At 63.6% G+C, this 18,728-nt stretch carries 18 protein-coding genes; 2 read left to right on the top strand and 16 right to left on the bottom strand.

Annotated elements, in window-relative coordinates; translation table 11 throughout:
* Positions 1-2: 2 nt before the first annotated feature.
* The 11 genes from ACP15R_RS00350 to ACP15R_RS00400 form a co-directional block, all read right to left on the bottom strand.
* On the bottom strand, positions 3-1,379 hold the full coding sequence (locus ACP15R_RS00350) for an aspartate aminotransferase family protein (RefSeq protein WP_424984373.1): 1,377 nt from the start codon (positions 1,377-1,379) through the stop codon (positions 3-5).
* Between the two features lie 82 nt (positions 1,380-1,461).
* Positions 1,462-3,159 (bottom strand): Na(+)/H(+) antiporter subunit D, encoded by a 1,698-nt coding sequence (locus tag ACP15R_RS00355; protein WP_424984374.1) that lies wholly within the window; start codon positions 3,157-3,159, stop codon positions 1,462-1,464.
* Entirely contained in the window at positions 3,152-3,499 is a 348-nt protein-coding gene (locus ACP15R_RS00360) for a hypothetical protein (protein WP_424984375.1), read from the bottom strand. The genes ACP15R_RS00355 and ACP15R_RS00360 overlap by 8 nt, the downstream gene beginning before the upstream one ends.
* Entirely contained in the window at positions 3,489-4,973 is a 1,485-nt protein-coding gene (locus ACP15R_RS00365) for a proton-conducting transporter membrane subunit (RefSeq protein ID WP_424984376.1), read from the bottom strand. Before ACP15R_RS00365 ends, ACP15R_RS00360 begins: the two co-directional genes overlap by 11 nt.
* Positions 4,974-4,982: 9 nt before the next feature.
* Positions 4,983-6,515: a monovalent cation/H+ antiporter subunit D family protein gene (locus ACP15R_RS00370; protein ID WP_424984377.1), complete on the bottom strand. Its 1,533-nt coding sequence runs from the start codon at positions 6,513-6,515 to the stop codon at positions 4,983-4,985.
* Positions 6,515-6,958: a cation:proton antiporter subunit C gene (locus tag ACP15R_RS00375; RefSeq protein WP_424984378.1), complete on the bottom strand. Its 444-nt coding sequence runs from the start codon at positions 6,956-6,958 to the stop codon at positions 6,515-6,517. The genes ACP15R_RS00370 and ACP15R_RS00375 overlap by 1 nt, the downstream gene beginning before the upstream one ends.
* On the bottom strand, positions 6,952-7,392 hold the full coding sequence (locus ACP15R_RS00380; RefSeq protein WP_424984379.1) for a Na(+)/H(+) antiporter subunit B: 441 nt from the start codon (positions 7,390-7,392) through the stop codon (positions 6,952-6,954). The genes ACP15R_RS00375 and ACP15R_RS00380 overlap by 7 nt, the downstream gene beginning before the upstream one ends.
* Positions 7,392-7,907 carry a DUF4040 domain-containing protein gene (locus ACP15R_RS00385; protein WP_424984380.1) on the bottom strand — a complete coding sequence of 172 codons (516 nt, stop codon included), beginning with the start codon at positions 7,905-7,907 and terminating at the stop codon, positions 7,392-7,394. Before ACP15R_RS00385 ends, ACP15R_RS00380 begins: the two co-directional genes overlap by 1 nt.
* 51 nt (positions 7,908-7,958) lie before the next feature.
* Entirely contained in the window at positions 7,959-8,309 is a 351-nt protein-coding gene (mnhG, locus tag ACP15R_RS00390) for a monovalent cation/H(+) antiporter subunit G (RefSeq protein ID WP_424984381.1), read from the bottom strand.
* Positions 8,310-8,312: 3 nt separating this feature from the next.
* Positions 8,313-8,600, bottom strand: coding sequence for a monovalent cation/H+ antiporter complex subunit F (locus ACP15R_RS00395; protein ID WP_424984382.1), 288 nt, complete (start codon positions 8,598-8,600; stop codon positions 8,313-8,315).
* On the bottom strand, positions 8,600-9,097 hold the full coding sequence (locus ACP15R_RS00400) for a Na+/H+ antiporter subunit E (RefSeq protein ID WP_424984383.1): 498 nt from the start codon (positions 9,095-9,097) through the stop codon (positions 8,600-8,602). The genes ACP15R_RS00395 and ACP15R_RS00400 overlap by 1 nt, the downstream gene beginning before the upstream one ends.
* Before the next feature lie 392 nt (positions 9,098-9,489).
* On the opposite strand from ACP15R_RS00400, the gene ACP15R_RS00405 reads away from it, so the two are divergent.
* Both ACP15R_RS00405 and ACP15R_RS00410 read left to right on the top strand, forming a co-directional pair.
* Complete coding sequence (locus ACP15R_RS00405; RefSeq protein WP_424984384.1) at positions 9,490-9,948, top strand: rhodanese-like domain-containing protein; 459 nt, start codon at positions 9,490-9,492, stop codon at positions 9,946-9,948.
* The gene (locus ACP15R_RS00410; protein WP_424984385.1) at positions 9,945-10,775 is read left to right on the top strand and encodes an alpha/beta hydrolase family esterase; all 831 of its coding nucleotides are present in this window, start codon (positions 9,945-9,947) and stop codon (positions 10,773-10,775) included. Before ACP15R_RS00405 ends, ACP15R_RS00410 begins: the two co-directional genes overlap by 4 nt.
* Positions 10,776-10,820: 45 nt before the next feature.
* Here the strand turns inward: ACP15R_RS00410 and mdoH are convergent, their stop codons facing one another.
* The 5 genes from mdoH to ACP15R_RS00435 form a co-directional block, all read right to left on the bottom strand.
* Positions 10,821-12,695, bottom strand: a complete 1,875-nt coding sequence (mdoH, locus tag ACP15R_RS00415) for a glucans biosynthesis glucosyltransferase MdoH (protein ID WP_424984386.1) — start codon at positions 12,693-12,695, stop codon at positions 10,821-10,823.
* Positions 12,692-14,167, bottom strand: coding sequence for a glucan biosynthesis protein (locus ACP15R_RS00420; protein ID WP_424984387.1), 1,476 nt, complete (start codon positions 14,165-14,167; stop codon positions 12,692-12,694). The genes mdoH and ACP15R_RS00420 overlap by 4 nt, the downstream gene beginning before the upstream one ends.
* A 23-nt stretch (positions 14,168-14,190) precedes the next feature.
* The gene (locus tag ACP15R_RS00425) at positions 14,191-15,438 is read right to left on the bottom strand and encodes an OpgC family protein (RefSeq protein ID WP_424984388.1); all 1,248 of its coding nucleotides are present in this window, start codon (positions 15,436-15,438) and stop codon (positions 14,191-14,193) included.
* A gap of 24 nt (positions 15,439-15,462) precedes the next feature.
* Entirely contained in the window at positions 15,463-16,830 is a 1,368-nt protein-coding gene (locus tag ACP15R_RS00430; RefSeq protein ID WP_424984389.1) for a tetratricopeptide repeat protein, read from the bottom strand.
* Between the two features lie 229 nt (positions 16,831-17,059).
* Entirely contained in the window at positions 17,060-18,679 is a 1,620-nt protein-coding gene (locus tag ACP15R_RS00435) for a thiamine pyrophosphate-binding protein (RefSeq protein WP_424984390.1), read from the bottom strand.
* Positions 18,680-18,728 lie beyond the last annotated feature (49 nt).

Genomic DNA, 18,728 nt, shown 5'->3' on the forward strand with positions numbered 1-18,728 from the left:
CCTCAGACCGCGATGCCGAACGCCGCGGCGGTCTCGTCAAGCGACCGGCCTATCGCGTCGATCAACCCGTCAATGTCGCTGCGGTTGACGATCATCGGCGGACAGAAGGCCAGCGCATCGACCATCGGGCGCGAGATCACCCCATGTGCAAACAGCCGGTCGGCCGCATATTTGCCAAGCTGCCCCGGCTTGTCCGCGGCGGTCCGGGCCGGTTTGTCCAGCACCAGTTCGATGGCCGCCAGCAAGCCGACCCCGCGCAGCTCACCGACCAGCGGATGATCGGCAAACCCGCCCATCCGCGCGTGCAGGTATCCGCCGGTCTCGGCGGCATTGGCAACAAGGTCACGTTCCTGGATGATCGCGATGTTCTCCAGCGCGACCGCCGCGCCGGTCGGGTGCCCCGAGCCGGTAAACCCATGCCCCAGCACCCCGATCCGGTTGCTTTCATCGGCCAGCGGTTCGAACACCCGATCGTTGATCATGAAGGCCGAGAGCGGGAAATAGCTCGACGTGATCTGCTTGGACATGACCATTACGTCGGGTTGCATGTCAAAGGTCTGAGAGCCGAACATCCGCCCCGTGCGGCCAAAGCCGCAGATCACTTCGTCCGCGACCAGGAGGATGTCGTATCGGCGCAGCACCTGCTGGATCTTGTCCCAATAGGTTTCCGGCGGCACCACGATCCCGCCCGCGCCCATCACCGGTTCGGCAATGAACGCCATGACCGTCTCCGGCCCCTCGGCCAGGATCATCTGTTCCAGCTCGGCGGCCAGACGGGTGGCAAACGCGGCTTCGCTCTCGCCTTCGCGCGCCTCGCGATAGTGATGCGGGCAGCCGGTATGCAGCACATTGGCAATCGGCAGGTCAAAGGAGTCATGATTGCTCGCAAGCCCCGTCATGCTGGCCGAAGCAATGGTCACACCGTGATAGCCCCGCAGGCGGCTGATGATCTTCTTGCGCTGTGGCTGGCCCATGGCGTTGGCGCGATACCACAGCAGTTTCAACACCGTGTCATTGGCCTCGGAGCCCGAATTGGTGAAAAACACCTTGCTCATCGGCACCGGTGCAATCCGGATCAGCTTTTCGGCCAGATCGACCACCGGCCCGTGCGAGCGCCCGCCAAAGGTATGGTAAAAGGGCAGCTTTTCCATCTGCCGCGCCGCCGCCGCCGCCAGGCGCGGTTCGCTGAACCCGACGCCGGCACTCCACAGACCCGCCATGCCTTCGAGATACCGGTTGCCGCTGTTGTCGATGACATAGGCACCGTCGCCGCGCTCGATGATCAGCGGCCCGTCCTGCTGGTGGCTGCGGGCATTGGTATAGCTGTGCAGATGATAGGCCACATCCCGTGCCTCGGGCGAGTTGGGTTGAAAACTCATGGCGCATCTCTCCTCGGGCCGGGGCATCTGGCGACACCATGCATCCCATCCCGCGCAGACACCAGCCCCGGATCGATTTGTCTCAGGACGTGTAATTCACCAGCAAGGTAACGCCCAGCAGGATCGCGATCCACAACACCATCGCCCCGGTCGGCCAGAATTGCGAGGTCCGCGCGCGCGGTCCGTAGGCGTTGTAGAGCGTGCGGATCAACCCCTTCATCGGCCCGGCCTTGAACCCGTCAAGCGCGACAAACAGCCCGCGCACCGGGATCGCCAGGATACCCAGACCTCCCAGCAGCAACCGCCGATAGACCCAGTCGAAATCGAGGATCACCGCCCGCTCCGGACGCGGGTACAGCCGGGTTTGCACCAGCACCGCAAAGGCCAGCCCCGAGAACAGCAACAGCTGCAACTGGGTAATGATATGACCGGTGGAATAGGGTTCATAGACCACGTCATGGGGCAGCAGCGCGTAAAACGCGGTCGGGCTGATGCCCACCAATACGCAGAGCGCCGCCGTCAGCCCCATGGCCAGCAGCATATGCCCCGGTGCCTCGCGCGGGCGCAGGCCGCGATCGGCACCGAAAAAGGCAAAGAACGGCACCTTGAGGCCGCAAATCAGGAACCCGCCGGCGCTGGCGAACAGCAGGCAGCCCCAGACCGCATAGAACGAGCCCTTGGCCGCCGCCGAGATGATCAGCGATTTCGACACGAAACCGGCAAAGAGCGGAAAGGCCGAGATCGACGCCGCCCCCACCACGCAGAACAGCGCGGTCAGCGGCATCGTGCGAAACAGCCCGCCAAGATCGGTGGCGCGGCTGCTGCCGGTGCGATAGAGCACCGCGCCCAACGTCATGAACAGCAACATGCCATACAGCACCCCGGCCAGCGCATGGGCCACCGCCCCGTTCAGCGCCAGTTCGGTGCCGATGCCGATGCCCACGAACATGAATCCCTGTTGCAGGTTCAGCGCATAGGCCACCACCCGCCGCAAGTCGTTTTCCAGCTGCGCCCAGATCAGCGGATAAACCGCCGTGGCCGCCCCGATATAGATCAGCAATTCGGTTCCGGCAAAGCCACGGGCCAGCGCATAGATCGCCAGCTTGGTGGTAAAGGCCGACAGGATCACGGTGCCGGTGACGGTGGCCGACGGATAGGCATCGATCATCCAGTTGTTCAGCAGGACAAACGCGGCCTTGATGCCAAAGGCGACAAAGATCAGCCATGTGGCGGGGTTGTCCAGGGTCATGGCGTCAAAGGCGATGCTGTTGGTGGCGCTGTAATGCATGATGACACCGGCCAGCAGCAGCACCCCCGATCCGACCTGGATGGTGAGATAGCGCATCCCGGTGTGATAGGCCCCTTCGCTGCGGCGTGCCCAGATCAGGAAAACCGACGAAATCGCCGTGCCTTCCCAGTAAAAGAACAGGGTAACGAGATCGCCGGCAAACACCGCACCGATGGCCGCGCCCACATAGAGCAGCATCGCCACCTGCTGGACGGTATCGCGCAGATGCCAGGCAAAGAGACCGCCGAGAAACCCGGCAATGCAGAAGATCAGCGCGAACACCCGGCTGAGCCCGTCCACCCGCATGGGCTCAAGGGCAAAGCCAAAGAACTCGACCCGTATGACGTTCCCCATGGGCATCGCATAGACCGCAAGCCCCGCCACGACCGGGACAATCAGCAGCAGCAACCCGCGTACCGGGCCGCGCGGCAGGACCAGCAGGATCAGCGCGGCGAAAAAGAACAGGAAGGCGGTGGGCAGCGCGTCAAGCATCGTGATCCACCTTTTCGGCCTGGTCCTGGGGGAAGGGCTCGGGCGCGACATCCTTGGGCGCGTAAAACGCTTCGGGCCGTGCGAGCACGAAGCGCATCACCACCGCACAGACCAGCAGCACCGCGCAGGCGATGAACCCGAACAGCGCGTAGAAAAGCGGGAAGTCCTCGATCGCGAGATAGCTTTTCTTGTAGAACACGAAATCCGCGACGATCAGCAGGGCACAGAGGACATAAAGCGCATAGACCAGCTTTTTCGCGCCATCCGGACGGCCCAGCCACAGCAGGGCGCGGCCCATGGCCGGAAGCGTGCCGGGCGTATCAGGTGTCTTATTGTCCATCGCTCGTCCCCGCCTCTGCAATCAGGGGTGTCAGAAAGCTCTCGATCTCTCCCGCGTAAAAGAACAGAACAACACAGCCAAGCGCGGTCAGCACTGGCGGCAGCCAGACCAGCACACCCGCCTCGGCGGATTTCGCCCCCTCCGGAATGTCCGGATTGGGCATGAAGAACCCGCGCCCGACAATCGACAACAGATAGACCACGTTCAGCAGCGAACTGACCATCAGAACGAGGATCATCACCCATTGCCCGGTATCCGCCGCCCCCATCACCAGCAGCCATTTGCTCCACGATCCGCCCAGGGGTGGCAAGCCGATGATCGACATGGCCCCGATCAGGAAGGCGCCATAGGTGATCGGCATGACCCGGCCCAGCCCGTTCATCTGGCTGATCTCGGTCTTGTGCACGGCGACATAGATCGACCCGGCGCACATGAAGAGGGTGATCTTGCCCATCGCGTGCATGGCAATGTGCAGCCCGCCGCCCAGCACCCCCATCGAGGTCGCAAGCGCCATGCCCAGCGTGATATAGCTGAGCTGGCTGACCGTGGAATAAGCCAGCCGCGCCTTGAGGTTGTCCTTGGTCATCGCCACCACCGAGGCGGCGACGATCGAGAAGGCCGCCAGCCACATCAGCCATTCCGAGGCACCGGTTTCGGCGAGGAAGTCGATGCCAAAGATATAGACCCCGACCTTGAGCATGGTGAACACGCCCGCCTTGACCACCGCCACCGCGTGCAGCAGCGCCGAAACCGGCGTGGGCGCAACCATCGCGGATGGCAGCCAGCGGTGAAACGGCATCAGCGCCGCCTTGCCGATACCAAACGCATAGAGCGCCAGCAGGATCGGCACCATCGCCCCCGTGACATGCCCCTGCAGGATGCCGCCCCTGGTAAAGTCCAGCGTTCCGGTCAGGGTCCAGGTCCAGATCACCGCCACCAGCAGCAGGCCGATCGAAGTGCCGATCAGGATACCCAGATAGACCCGCGCCCCGGCCCGCGCGTCGTCATTGCCCTTGTGCGCAACCAGCGGAAAGGTCGACAGCGTCAGCGCTTCGTAGAACAGGAACAGCGTGAACATGTTGGCCGCAAAGGCAATGCCAAGCGTCGCCGAGATCGCCACCGAAAAAAAGCAGAAGAACCGCGCGTGGTGGTCCTCGTTATTGCCGCGCATATAGCCGACGCCGTAAAGATGCGTCAGGATCCAGAGCCCGCTGGCGATCAGCGCGAACATCAACCCAAGCGGTTCGACGTGAAAGGCGAGATCAAGCCCCGGCATCACCGACAACAGCGTCAACGGCTCGGTGGTGCCGCTGCCTTCGTTGAACAGGATGTTCAGCACACAGCCAAAGGTCAGGATCGCGGCAACAAAGGTCGTGCCGTCACGCAGGTTCGGGGCCTCGCGCAACAGCAGGTTGGCAATTGCGGCAAGCGCCGGGATCAACATGCTGGCAAGAATGGCCGTATTGGTATCCATGCCGCCCCCCTACTGTCCCATCATCCCGGCCGAGCCGGACAACAGACCCTGTGCCGCGGCCTGTGCCGCGCTCATCGTCATGTCGGTGTTCAGGCCGAACCAGATACAGGCCAGCGTCATGATCCAGATCGGCAGCAGCATCGACATCGGCACTTCGCGCACCCGCGAGGCGGCGGGGGTGGGCTGCATGTAGAGCACCTCGACCACCCGCCAGACATAGATCACCGCAAGCAGGCTCGAGCCGACGATCAGGATCGCCACCGGCCACCATCCCTTTTCCAGCGCCCCCTGCACCAGCACCCATTTCGAGATGAACCCGGCGGTGCCCGGCACCCCGATCAGGCTCAGACCGGCGACCACCACCGCCGCCGAGGTCAGCGGCATCCGCCGCCCAAGCCCCTGCATCGTGTCATAGAATGAGCCCCCGGCGCTGAAGACATAGGCCCCCACCGCCATGAACAGCGCCGCCTTGGTGATGCCGTGGTTGAACAGGTGGATGACCGCCGCCGTGACTCCGGCTTCGTTCAAGAACGAGATGCCCAGCAGGATGTACCCGATCTGCGCGACACTGGAAAACGCCAGCATCATCTTGAAATCGCTCTGGAATACCGCGACAAAGCTGCACGCGAACATGGCGATGATCGCAAAGGGCAGGATGATGAATTCCAGCGTGTTGACCTCGAAGATGAAGGCCGGCTGGAACACCGAGAAGACAAAGCGCAGCAGCACATAGACCGCCACCTTGGTTGCGGTCGCCGCCAGGAACGCGGTGATCGCCGAGGGCGCATAGGTATAGGCATTGGGAAGCCAGCGATGCACCGGATACATCGCCACCTTCAGCCCGATCCCAACGACGATGAATGCAAAGGCCGCGCGGATGGTGCGGCTGTCGCCCTTGTCGGCGATCCGGTCTGCCAGGTCCGCGAGGTTCAGCGTGCCGGTCGCCATATAGAGGAAACCGATCCCGATGACAAAGAACGTGGCGCCGATGGTGCCCATGATCAGGTAATCATATGACGCCGTCAGCGCCCGCCGGTCACGCTCTGCCCCCTGCGCGATCAGCACATAGGTCGACAGCGACGAGATTTCGAGAAACACGAACACGTTGAACGCATCGCCGGTGATCGCCACCCCCATCAGCCCGCTGAAACACAACAGGTAGGCCGAGTAGAACAGCGTATGGTGCCGCTCGGAGACTTCCTTGCCGATGCTGGTGCGCGCATAGGGCAGCACCACGGTGCTGATGGCCGCGACCAGCAACAGCACAAAGGCATTGGCCGCATCCACCCGGTACTCGATCCCCACCGGCGGGGCCCAGCCCCCCATGTGATACGAGATGATGCTGCCGTCCAGGACCGAGGCCAGCATCGCCGCCGCGATGACCAGCGACGCCACGCTGGACGCAAAGGCAATCGGCCATGCCCAGCGACGGCTGCCCAGCAGCACGATCAGCGGGGCGGCGATGAACGGTACGACGATTTGCAGCGCCGGCAGCTGATCGGCCAGCGTCAGGGCCGTATGGTGCACAGTCTCGGTTGCCATCAGCGCGGCTCGCTCGCGACTTCGCTATGCAGGTTGGCATCCTGCAAACAGGTTTCCCGGTCGATCCGTTGTATGCTGTCTTCCTCGATGGTGCCGTATTCCTCGCGGATGCGTACCGCCAGCGCCAGCCCCAGCGAGGTAGTCGCCACCCCCACCACGATCGCCGTAAGGATCAGAACATGCGGCAGCGGATTGGAATAGAGCACATCCGGGTCGATGTTCATGTCCACGGGAAAGATCGGCGCGGTTCCGCCATCGACCTTGCCGACCGAAATATAAAGCATGAACACCGCGGTCTGAAAGATGTTCAGCCCGACGATCTTTTTCACCAGGTTCCCCTTGGCCACGACGATATAGAGACCGGTCATCATCAGCACGATGAACAGCCAATAGTTCAAATGCCCGATGACAAAGGTCCAGTCCTGCTCGAGTGCCGCTACCATGCTTCGTCATCCATCGGAGGTGTGCGCGAGGCAAAGGCATAAAAGACCGTCACCATCACTGCGGTCACGGTGATGCCCACGCCCAGTTCGATCACGATGATGCCGTAATGCTGCCCATGCACCGGATGGTGAGGGCTGATCGCGTCATAGTCGAGGTAATTATAGCCGGTGAACATGCTGTAGACACCGGTCAGCGCATAGAGCAGCAGACCCACCGCCATCAGCTTGTGAACGACCCAGGGGGGCAGCACCTTTTGCACATCCTCAAGGCTGAACACCACGGAATAGATGATGAACGCCACCGACATGATCACCCCGGCCTGAAAGCCGCCACCGGGCGAATAATCTCCGTGAAACTGCACGTAGAGTGCGAACAGCATGATGACGCCGATCAACAGCTTGGTCACCACGCGCAGGATGAGGTGATGGCGCATCAGCTATCCTCTTTCTCTTGGCGGCGGCGGCGGTGGCGCAGCCCGCTGAGCAGCAGCAGCACGCCCACCCCGGCGGTAAACACCACCGCAACCTCGCCCAGCGTATCAAAGCCGCGATAGCTGGCCAAAATCGCCGTGACGATGTTGGGCACGTCGATCTCGTGCGGGCTGTTCCGGATGAAATCCGGGGCCAGGTGGACCTGGGCCGGGGCGTTGGGATCGCCAAAGCTCGGCATGTCGAGCGTGCCATAGATCAGCGCCGCGCCGGTGACAAAAACCACGAACAGCGGAATCGCCGGCGAATGGGTCGCCGGGCGCTCGAACCGCGCCGTCAACGCCAGCGTACCCAGCATCAGCACTGTCGAGATCCCCGCCCCCACCGCCGCCTCGGTAAAGGCGACATCGACCGCATCCATCGTCACGAACAGCAGCGCCGACAACAGGCTGAACGCCCCCGACAGCATCGCGGTGGCAAACAGGCTCTGCGCACGCACCACCGCCAGCGCGGTCAGCACCAGCAGGATGAACAGGATGATATCGCTATAGGTCTCGATCTCGGGCCAGCCTTACTTTGTCTCGGGGTTCGGATTGAAGTCCGGGTCATCCTCGGGCGGCACGTCAGAGCGCGGCTTGAGCCCCGAGACCAGCGCCGCATTGGCAACCGCATGGGTCGAGGTCGGCCCGGTGATGAACAGGAAGGCCAGGATGATGAACAGCTTGACCGTGATCAGCGTCAGCCCCGCCTGCATCGCCATGCCCAGGATCAACAGGATGACGCCGGCGCTGTCGCTGATCGACATGCCGTGCAGCCGGGTCCAGAAATCCGGCAGGCGCAGCACCCCGAGCGAACCGACAATGGTAAAGAACGATCCCGACAGGATGAACACCCAGCTGAGAATGTCGACGAGCATATCCATGGCCTATCCGTCCGCCTCGCCCGTGTCGCGGCGCACATCTCCGATGGCGCGGTAGCGAAAGAATTTCAGGATCGCGATGGTGCCGACAAAGTTGATCAGCGCATAAAGCAGCGCGATATCCAGAAAATCCGGCCGCCCCATCAGGAACCCGATCACCCCGATGAACAACACCGTATGGGTGCCGAACGAGTTCAGCGCCAGCACCCGGTCATACAGCGACGGACCCGCGAACAGCCGGATCAGCACAAGGATCATCGCGATAAGCAGCGACACGGTTGCAACAACGAACATCAGCCTGCCCGCCCGGTTTCAATGGCGGTGACATGGGCATCCATATCCGCGAGCGCCGCAAGGTCGTCGGGCGCATAGTCCAGCGCATGCACGAGGAAATAGCCCAGATCGGTTTCAACCGTCAGCGTACCCGGCGTCAGGGTGATCGAATTGGCAAAGATCACCTGCCCGACATCGGATTTCTGCGTATAGGGCACGGCAAACAGGTGCTGGGTAATCGGCATCCTGGGCGACAGCACGATCTTGGTCACCGCCCAGTTGGCCTTGGCGATCTCGACCAGCAGCCACAAGAAATAGCGCAGGCTTGCAACCGGCCCCAGCGGCAAGGCCACCCGGTCCTCGTCAACCCGATCCATCCGGTGCAACACATAGACCACCAGCAGCACCGAAACCGCGCCAAAAACCAGAAGCAGTGGCTTGAACAGGCCGGACATCAGGAGCCAGAGCGCCGATAGGAATATCGCGGTTCCGATCAATCGCACCTGAAGTTTCCCCACCCGTTGCTCCATCCCCGACAGTATCTGTTTCGCAGATGGAAATTGTTCTTTTCTTGATTCGTAGAAATACTAGGAAATATCGTTTTGATTGTATATACGGAACCGGAAAGCGCCCGTTCACGATCGGGAAAAACCTTTTGGAATCCGGTGCATGGCATCCCAGCCTCATGCGTCACAACAGCTTGGCTTCGGTCATGTTCTCGCAAACATCGCGCCCCACCGAACCACGGCAGCGACATGGTTTCGGGTGCGCCGGACCCCGTCGGTCTAACGCGAACTTGATCGCCGCCTGCGCCGGCATGACGTGCGTCCGGCCCCCGACGTGATATGCAGGGTCACATGATTCATCACCGCCAGATCCCTGACAGACACCGCGCCGGACCACCGCCGGCATGAGCCGATACCGCATCCTGATCGGCGGTCTCGTGCTGACCGTTGCCGCGGCGCTGATCGGCTATCGCCTGTCGCTGATCCCGCCGGACTATTCCGGCCGCTCGCTCAGCGTGGCAGAGGCGCATGACCTGGTGTCCCGGGGCGATCTCGTCCTGATCGACATCCGCCGCCCGCGGGAATGGCAAGACAGCGGTCTGGCCGCCGGGGCCAGGCCGCTGGATATGCGGCGCGACGATTTCGAACCGGCGCTTGCCGAAATCGTCGGCGCCGACCGATCCCGGCCCATCGCCCTGATCTGTGCGCGGGGGGTGCGCTCGGCCCGCATGGCGCTGGCGCTGAGCGAGGCGGGATATACCAACATCATCGACATTCCCGAAGGCATGCTCGGTTCGTCCGCCGGGCCGGGTTGGCTGGCCAGCAGCCTGCCGATCACCACAATTGCAGAGAGTTCAGAATGAAAGCGATCACCACCCCGGCCCTGTTTCTCATTGCCCTTGCGGGTGCGGCCCACGCGGAATGCGGGCCCGATCAGGAGGCCTGCCTGCTGGAAGACGGCGAATACCATGTCGTTCTGCCCGACAACATGACCACGGCAACGCCGATGGTCATGTTCCTGCATGGCTGGGGCAGCAGCGGCGCGGGAACGCTCAAGAATTCCGGGCTGGTCAATGGTCTGCTGGATCGTGGTTACGCCCTTGTCGCGCCCACCGGTTCGCGCAGCGTCGGCTCTGGAAACGGGCATGGCTGGCGGTTCTATCCAGGCTGGGAAGGCCGCGACGAAATCGCGTTCCTGCAACAGGTGCGCGACGATGCCGCCGCGCGGTTCGACCTCGACCCCGACCGGGCGGTGCTGGCGGGTTTCTCGGGCGGCGCGTTCATGGTGAACTATCTTGCCTGCGCCCAACCCGACGCGTTCAGCGCCTATGCCCCGGTGTCGGGCGGGTTCTGGCGGCCGCATCCGACGGAATGCGCCGGTCCGGTTCAGCTGTTTCACACCCACGGATGGCGCGACGGCACGGTGCCGCTGGAGGGGCGCATCCTGGGCGGCGGGCAATACCAGCAGGGCGACATCTTTGCCGGGCTGGAAATCTGGCGGGCGGCGAACCTGTGCCCGGATGACAAGGCCACCGCCTTTTCGGATACCGGCCAGTTCTGGCGCCGCGCCTGGACCGAATGTGCCCCTGACAGCGCCCTGGAATTCGCCCTGTTTCCCGGCGGCCACAGCGTGCCGCAGGGCTGGACCGACATGATCCTTGACTGGTTCGAGGACGGGCTGACCAACTAGCTTCACCCGGTCTGGCGCGCAACGCCGTCTCGCACCGCGATGGGCTCATTCGGCAGGGGTCTGGATCTTGCCGCGTTCGAGGATGGATTTTAGTTCGGTCCGATAGTGCCGCGCTGCCTGAGTGATCAACGGTTCGCGATAGTCTTCCCGCGTGCCCAGCCATGTACGTGCCCAACCGGACAGCGAGTAGCCGCTGAGCGCGGATAACGGCACCGCGCAGAGCAGGCTGAACGCGATCGGCAAGAGCCAGGGAGAAACCAGCCCCGCAAGAATCCCCGCCATCAGCGCCAGGCCGCTGACGGTTTCCAGCGCGTGACAGGTGAGCAACGTGCCCAACCCATAACGCCCGCCATCGCGGGCCTGTGGCGACCAACCCCGTTGCAGCCCCAGCAGGGTGCGGAACACGGCGATCATCTGCTGCACCATCAGGATCGGCGCATAGATCACCGAGAGCAGCACCTCTGACAGGAAGGACAGCGCAAACCACAGCCCGCCACCGAATTCGTGGAACCGGATACCGCTCAGCGGCAGCGCCGCGATCCCCATCAGCTTGGGCACCAGCAGCATCGCGTACATCAGCACGATGATCAGCACATGCCGCGTCTCGGTCAGCTCGGGCCAGCTGGGCATGGTCGGGTTGCTTTCGCTGAAATAGGTCAGCACGCTGGCGTCTTGCCCCATCCCGATCAGCGCCCACATCACCAGCAAGGCGAACCAGATCGGCGACATCAAATAGCCGACCGCGCCGTTGAACATGTGAAACCGCGAGATCGAACGGAAGCCACGCGACCACAGCAGGTTGAGATGCTGCAAATTGCCCTGGCACCAGCGCCGGTCGCGCAGGATATGATCGATCAGCGTCTGCGGCGTTTCCTCGTAACTGCCCCGGATACGCGGCAGGAACCGCACGCCCCAGCCCGCCCGGCGCAGCAGTCCGGCCTCGACAAAGTCATGGCTCATGATCAGCTGGTCCTGCCCCCGCCACGAGCGCAGGTGCGGCAGCCCGGCACAGGAGGCAAAAGCCGCCGTGCGGATGATCGCGTTATGGCCCCAGTAATTGCCCTCTTGCCCGCACCAGCGCGCCAGCCCCTCGGCCAGTGCCGCGCCATAGACGCCATTGGCGAATTGCTGCATCCGGGCAAACACGGTCTGCGCGCCGATCAGCTGCGGAAAGCTCTGGATCAGCCCCGCCCCCGGATCGCGCGCCAGCGCATCGGTCAGCCGAAGGATCGCGCGCCCGGTCATCAGGCTGTCCGCATCCAGCACCAGCATCGCCGGGTATGCGCCGCCCCAATTCGCCACCCAGTCGGCGATATTGCCCACCTTGCGGTCGGTGTTTTGCGCGCGGCGGCGGTAATAGAGTTTCAGCCCCGGCGACAGGGTTTCCAGCAACGCCTTGACGCTTTCCTGTTCCTGCGCGGCGATGGCGTCATCCTGCGTGTCGCTGAGGATGAACATCGAGTAGTCATGCCGCCCGCCACGGGCGCGCAGCTCTTCCAGCATCGAGCGCGCATTGCCCAGCACGTACCAGGGCACCTCGTTATAGATCGGCATCAGCAGCGCAACCTTTTGCGGCTGCATCGCGGTCGGGCGCACAGGCGCTTCGCGTCGCGCCAGCGACACCAGCCCGAGCGCCACGGTGCTGACCGAAAAGGCAATCCAGAAGAAGTTGAAACAGATCAGCGTCAGCAGGATCGCTTCGATCGCGTTGATGCCCTGGGCCGAGAACCAGCCATGGATCACCCAGGTCAGCCCCAGCGTCGCCACGATGGCCGGGCTGAACGCCAGCAGCCGCCACAACCGGGTGCCACGCACCGGGACCGCGCCCGGCGCGCTGTGATCCTGGAACGCCAACCGGAAATCCTGTGCCGGCATCGCCATGGGTGCGCGGCGCGGCATCTTGCGGAATTCGCGTGTCATGCTGTCCACCGGTACAGCCAGACTTCGCTGGCCATCGCGTCGCCCTTGCGCAGTTGTGCGCGCAGTTCGACAAAATCGCGGTCGCCGGGCTCGAATGAAAAGGCAAGCCGCAACCCGCCGGTTTCCGGGTTGTATTGCAACACCCCGTCCGAGGGTTCCACATGCGGCGAGCTGACCACCGGGGTGATCGCCTCGGGGCCATCGTCAAACAGCGGGTCGGCCTCGAAATCCACGGTCACCACACGGTCGCCATGAAACCCCTTGCCCATCCGGGTGTTCAGCACCTTGGGATAGGTGGCCACCACCGGCGCTTCTTCGCCCCAGGTCAGCCGATAGGCCAGATCGATCTCTGCGCCCGCCGGATAGGCCGTGGAGGGCCGCCAATAGGCAACGATATTGTCATATATCTCGCGATCCGCGGGGATTTCCACCAGCGTCACCGCGCCCTTGCCCCAATCGCCCTTGGGCTCGACCCAAAGACCGGGGCGGCGGTGGTAATGGGCTTCGAGATCGGCGAAATCCGACAGCCGCCGGGCGCGCTGCATCAGGCCAAAACCGCGCGGGTCGGTGTCGATAAAGGACGAAATCTGAAGCTGTCTGGGATTGGCCAGCGGTCGCCAAAGCACCTCGCCATTGCCGTTCAGGATCATCAGCCCGTCGCTGTCATGAACGGCGGGGCGGAAATCGTCGAACCGGTTGCGGTTGGTTTCGTCGAACAGGAACATGCTGGTCAGCGGACCAAGGCCCACGTGATCAAGCTCTTCGCGCGCAAACAGCGTTGCCGAGACCTCCATCACACAGGTCGGACCCGGCGTGATGTCAAAACGATAGGCCCCGGTGACGCTGGGGCTGTCCATCAGGGCGTGCACGATCATGTTGCGCTGGTCGGCGCGGGGCCGTTCCAGCCAGAAGCGAATGAAATCCGGGAATTCCTCGCCCTCGGGGTCGCCGGTCTTGAGTGCCAGACCGCGCGCCGACAGGCCATAGATTTCATCCAGCCCGATGGCGCGGAAATAGCTCGCCCCCTGGAACACGCAGAATTCGTCGGTCAGCCCCGGACGGTGCATCTCGGTGCGCAGCCGCAGGCCGGAAAAGCCCAGCGTGTCATCCACCGGCAGGTCGGGCACGGACTCGGATTTTTCGAACATGGACAGTTCGAACGCCACCGGCGTCGCCCTGCCATTCTCGACCGTTTCAACCTTTATGGGCCGCGGGAAATACAGCCCCGGCGTAAAGAAATCGACGTTGAACGGCGTCTGCGTGCCGTACCAGAGCGCTGCCTCCGGACGGAACCGGATCAGCTTGTACTGCTCATAGGTCAGGTCCTGCCAGGCCTGCGGAACCATGTCGCGCAGCGTGTATTGCGCCGCCGCCATGTCCCGCGCCATCGCGATGACCTGCGTGTGATCGAACGGCTGTTCGCTCGTGGTTGCACCGGCAGTCGTTGCCAGTGCTACGGCTGTTGTTGTCATGAGAAATTGTCTGCGCGTGAGTGTCATGCGCGTTTGCTCCGCCATGGCTGAGACTTGAACCAAGCGGCGATATAGGCAACGGCGATGATCATTGCAAAGCCCGCGAGGTTGACAAGCAAAATTGTCGCAGGGCTGCGCCCGAGCTGGTCTAGGGCAAAGCCCAGCAGCCGCGCGACAGCCATCGAAAAGACAAAGACCGCCAAAGATTGCTGGCCGACTTTAGTGATGATTTTCAACAAGCTGCGCCAGATCTCCGCCGCCAGCCCGGCGCCGGTGGCCTGCAGGCGACGCCCCCCCTCGCCCGCCGCGACCCAGGCCAGGTAGGCCAGCGACAGGAAATGCAGATAGCGCAGGATGCCGAACTCGGTCTTGGCCCGCAGGCTGAAGCCGGTTTCCTTTTCCAGCGTCGCGAACATGGTCCAGACATTGCGCAACAACGCCCCCGTTTCGGGGCTGGCCGCGTTGATCCACTGGAACACTTTCCACGAACCGAACGGAGCGGTCAGCACAAGGAACGCCGCCGCGATCCAGACCAGCCGCCGCGACACTGGCGGGGCGGGAATCCAGCCGCGCATGAAGGCGAAGCCGGTAAAGAACAGCAGCTGCCAGCCGAACGGGTTGAAAAACCACGGGCGGTCCGACCAGGATTCGGCCGGCAGGGACAACAGCCCGATATTCGCCGCCAGCCACAGCGCGATACTGGCCGCCGCCACCGGCGCGACCCCGCCCCGCGACAACGCCATGAACAACGGCATCAGCGCCAGCACCACGAGATACATCGGCAGGATGTCGAAGTAATTCGGCACGTAGGTCAGGGTAAAGATGCCGACGATCTGCGTAGTCGGATCGGTAAAGAACCGGCCCAGGTTGAGCGAATTGACATAGCTCTTGTCGAACGCGCCATAGGTATCCAGCGCCGCCATCATCATCGCGACGAAAAAGAACAGCCCGATATGCGCCCAATAGACCTGCCACACGCGAAAGCCGACGCGGGCGCTGCCCATGCGCCAGCCCATGCGTTCAAACGCGCCGCCAAAGGCGATGGCCGACGCCATGCCCGAGCAGAAGACAAAGATCTCGGTGGCATCCGACCAGCCGAATCGCGCCGGAATCCAGCTGCTCCAGGCGTTGGAGGGGATATGCGCGATCAGGATGATGAACATCGCGATGCCGCGATAGAAATCCAGCCGCGGATCGCGAACGCGCACGCCTGCCGGCGTCGCGGCGGCGGGCGACGGAACAAAATCCGATGTGGGCGAAATGGTCGCCATGTCTTTGTCTTGCCTCTGCAAAGGTTACTGTGCGGGAACGCTCTGCGCCCCTCCCTGTCCGCGCCCGATGCTGATCAGGTCGCGCCGGGCGGCGTCATAGGCATCTTCGCTGCCGCGACGTGCCAGCCGGTCGTTCAGGATGGTTTCGGTCTGGTCCAGCAGGCCGGCGCGCAGGCCGGCATCGATGGTCAGCCGTTCGAATATGTCCCGCTGGGCGTGGCTGCCCCCGGCGAGCTGCATGTCGGCGCGCGCCGCCGACAGATGCGCAAAGGCCTCGGCAAAGCGGCTTTCGCCAAAGGCCGCCAGCCCGTCCGCCGCCGACACGCCGGGCCGCGCCATGCGCCCTTGGGTTTCGGTCTGGTTGGCGGCGGCATCGCGGTGAATGCGCCGCACCAGGTTGGCCACTTCGTCCTCGCGGCGGTCGGCGCTAAGCGCCAGAAGATAATGCAGGTCGGCAAAGATCAGACAGCCATCCTCGGTGCGCGCGGCACTCAGATCGGCCAACTCCTGCCAGCGGTCGCCGACATCGACACCTTCGAGCTCAAGCCGGCTGAGCAGCGAGGTCGCGTTGGAGATATCGCGGTAATCGTCGGTCTTGTCGGCACGGATGTCGCGATCATAGAGATCGAGCACCGCGTCGGTCTCGCCCTGGTCCAGATGCATCAGCGCCTTGTGCCACCAGACGTGATAGCGGAAATTGTTGCAATGCGCCCAGGCCCCCTCGCGCCCGGCAAGCCAGTCGAGCCCGCGCCGCGCGTTGCCGGTCATGTCATGCACATGCGCCACCGCGTGCAGGCCCCAGGCATCGTCGGGCGCGGTCCAGAGCGCCTGGCGGCCGGCAATCTCGGCGCGGTCATATTCGCCGGTCTCTTCCAGCGTGAAGGCGTGACAGCCCAGCAGGTAGCCATGCGCCGCGTGATCGGTGCCATAGGCGGGCATAACCCGTTCGATCGACCGGCGCATTCCGACGGCATCCCCGAGAACAAAGCGGATGGCATGGCTCAGCTTCATCGCCAGCGCGTCTTGCGGATGGTCGCGCAGAACCTGTTCGAGCAGGGCCACGGCTGCGCTTGGCTTGCCACCGATCCAGATTTCGAGCGCCTGCACATAGGCACGTTCGCGCGATGTCGCCTGCCCCTGCTGCAACGCCTGTTTCGCATTCGCCAGATCGTCTTGCGCCACCGCCAGCAGCTCGCGTCGCCCCAGCAACAGATAGAACATACCCTTGACCGCATGGCCATGCGCAAAGCCCGGCTCGGCCCCGAGCACCGCCATCAGATGCGTGGGCGTGACCGCGGCATGTGCAAGGAATCCGAGCATGGCGGCATTCCAGTCCGCCAGGCTGGCGGGGTGGTCGAGGCTGGTTTTGAGGCCGAATACGTCAATCTTCATCTAGGGGTCCAGTTCTGCTTGGAAGTCACGCGCTGCGACTCGCTTAACAAACAGTAGGCCATTGAAATATCGCTATGTCTCATACTCTCGCATTGGTGAAGAGCCGTGTGATCCATGAGAGAAATGTTGCCGAAGAATCCGGGTGATTTGGGCAAAAACCCGTCTGAATTGAAACCAAACCCGGTTTGGTTGTGGATTTTTTGCCCGTTTCCTGACCCAAGCACCCGTTTCAGAAGCGCCCGTCATATGCCGTGCGGTCGATTTCCGCCGCGATCACGGTAAAGCGATCCGCCTTTTGTGCCGCCGTCAGCGCCTCGCGCAGTTCGGCGCGGTTGCGCACCGACACCCCGTTGCCGCCAAAGGCCCGCCCCATCGCCGCGAAATCGTGGCGCGCGAAATCGACGCCGCGATTGGTCATCTGCCGCTGGCGTTGTTTCAACTCGATCAGCGCAAGGCTGGCATCGACAAACACAACGAAAATCGCCGCAGTTCCCAACTCGGCCGCCGTCGCAAGCTCGCCCGCGACCATCAGCAAGCCGGCATCGCCCGAAAAGCTGACCACCGGCCGTTCCGGCGCGACCAGCTTGAGCCCGATCGCAAGCGGCACCGCGCAGCCCATGGTACAAAGCGCCGAGGATTGCACGAGATCGCGCGGCGCATGGCAGGTCCACATCTGCGACAGCAGGATGCGGTGCGCGCCGCTGTCGGCGGTGGCCAGCGTGCCGCGCGGCAGGGCCTTGCGGGTCTCGTCGATCACCGCCGCCGGGCCCCAGTCGTCATCGGCGGGAAAGGCAAGCGCCAGCGCCTGTTTCGCCTGTTCCGGCTCGCCCTCGGGCCAGGTCTCTTCGGTCCGGTTGCCCTGCGCCAGCGCCTCGAGCGTGGCCCCGGTATCGGCCACGAGATTCAGCCCCGCCCGGTGCATGTGATGCCGGTTCGGTTCCGCCGCGATATCGATCACGTTCTGGCGCGTGATGTCCCATGCATCGCGCCAGCCCGGACGCATTTCGATCGGATCATACCCGATGGCCAGCACCAGATCGGCCCGCTGCACCAGCGGCAACAGATGGGTGTCCGCCAGCGGCGACAGGCCCGCCGCGCCCAGGCAGAGCGGATGATTCTCGTCAATCACCCCCTTGGCCTTGTAGGTGGTGACAAAGGGGATGCGGAAATGCTCGACAAAGGCCTGCACCACCGAGGCCGACCGGTCCGCCAGCACGTCCAGCCCGACAATGGCCATTGGCCGCCGCGCCCGGGCCAGCCATTCGCGGGCCTGCGCGAGGTCGGCGCCATGCGGCACCACCGGTGCCGGCTTGCGGTTCTGCCGGGCCAAACCTTGCGGCACCACGGTATCGGCGACACCAATCGGCACGTCGACATGAACCGGGCCGGGGCGAGGCGCGATCGCAGTCTGCACCGCCTCGTCCGCGACGATCCCTGCGCCCTTTGCCGTCAGGCGAAAGCTGGCCTTGGTGATCGGGCGAAACACCGCCTGGTGATCCAGAACCTGGTGCGTATAGCGCAGCGCCTCGTCTTCATCCACACAGCCTGTCAGCACGATCATCGGCACCCGGTCCTGCAACGCATTGGCCACCACGTTGACCCCGTTCATCGCCCCCGGCCCGAGCGTCGCCACCAGGATCGCCGGCGCTCCATCGCGGTGATGCACCCCTTCGGCCATGAAGCCCGCGGCGTTCTCATGCTTGGCCAGCACAAACCGGATGCCCGCCCGCTCCAGCGCATCGACCAGCGTCAGAACCTCGCCGCCGGGCATGCCAAAGGCGTGGCGGCACCCCGCCTCGTAGAGACGGCGGGCGAGAATATCGGCGGCGCGGATGTCGGGTTGCGGCATGTCAGGGGGCTCCGTTTCTGTTGCCGCCGAGATTGACCGATCCCCGCCC

The sequence above is a fragment of the Microbulbifer sp. S227A genome (assembly GCF_049800935.1).

What these genes read in the sequence shown, in the direction of transcription:
- ACP15R_RS00350 (WP_424984373.1), bottom strand. Translation starts at nt 1,379, where the DNA reads ATGAGTTTTCAACCCAACTCGCCCGAGGCACGGGATGTGGCCTATCAT.
- ACP15R_RS00355 (WP_424984374.1), bottom strand. Translation starts at nt 3,159, where the DNA reads ATGCTTGACGCGCTGCCCACCGCCTTCCTGTTCTTTTTCGCCGCGCTG.
- ACP15R_RS00360 (WP_424984375.1), bottom strand. Translation starts at nt 3,499, where the DNA reads ATGGACAATAAGACACCTGATACGCCCGGCACGCTTCCGGCCATGGGC.
- ACP15R_RS00365 (WP_424984376.1), bottom strand. Translation starts at nt 4,973, where the DNA reads ATGGATACCAATACGGCCATTCTTGCCAGCATGTTGATCCCGGCGCTT.
- ACP15R_RS00370 (WP_424984377.1), bottom strand. Translation starts at nt 6,515, where the DNA reads ATGGCAACCGAGACTGTGCACCATACGGCCCTGACGCTGGCCGATCAG.
- ACP15R_RS00375 (WP_424984378.1), bottom strand. Translation starts at nt 6,958, where the DNA reads ATGGTAGCGGCACTCGAGCAGGACTGGACCTTTGTCATCGGGCATTTG.
- ACP15R_RS00380 (WP_424984379.1), bottom strand. Translation starts at nt 7,392, where the DNA reads ATGCGCCATCACCTCATCCTGCGCGTGGTGACCAAGCTGTTGATCGGC.
- mnhG (WP_424984381.1), bottom strand. Translation starts at nt 8,309, where the DNA reads ATGGATATGCTCGTCGACATTCTCAGCTGGGTGTTCATCCTGTCGGGA.
- ACP15R_RS00395 (WP_424984382.1), bottom strand. Translation starts at nt 8,600, where the DNA reads ATGTTCGTTGTTGCAACCGTGTCGCTGCTTATCGCGATGATCCTTGTG.
- ACP15R_RS00405 (WP_424984384.1), top strand. Translation starts at nt 9,490, where the DNA reads ATGAGCCGATACCGCATCCTGATCGGCGGTCTCGTGCTGACCGTTGCC.
- ACP15R_RS00410 (WP_424984385.1), top strand. Translation starts at nt 9,945, where the DNA reads ATGAAAGCGATCACCACCCCGGCCCTGTTTCTCATTGCCCTTGCGGGT.
- mdoH (WP_424984386.1), bottom strand. Translation starts at nt 12,695, where the DNA reads ATGACACGCGAATTCCGCAAGATGCCGCGCCGCGCACCCATGGCGATG.
- ACP15R_RS00420 (WP_424984387.1), bottom strand. Translation starts at nt 14,167, where the DNA reads ATGACAACAACAGCCGTAGCACTGGCAACGACTGCCGGTGCAACCACG.
- ACP15R_RS00425 (WP_424984388.1), bottom strand. Translation starts at nt 15,438, where the DNA reads ATGGCGACCATTTCGCCCACATCGGATTTTGTTCCGTCGCCCGCCGCC.
- ACP15R_RS00430 (WP_424984389.1), bottom strand. Translation starts at nt 16,830, where the DNA reads ATGAAGATTGACGTATTCGGCCTCAAAACCAGCCTCGACCACCCCGCC.
- ACP15R_RS00435 (WP_424984390.1), bottom strand. Translation starts at nt 18,679, where the DNA reads ATGCCGCAACCCGACATCCGCGCCGCCGATATTCTCGCCCGCCGTCTC.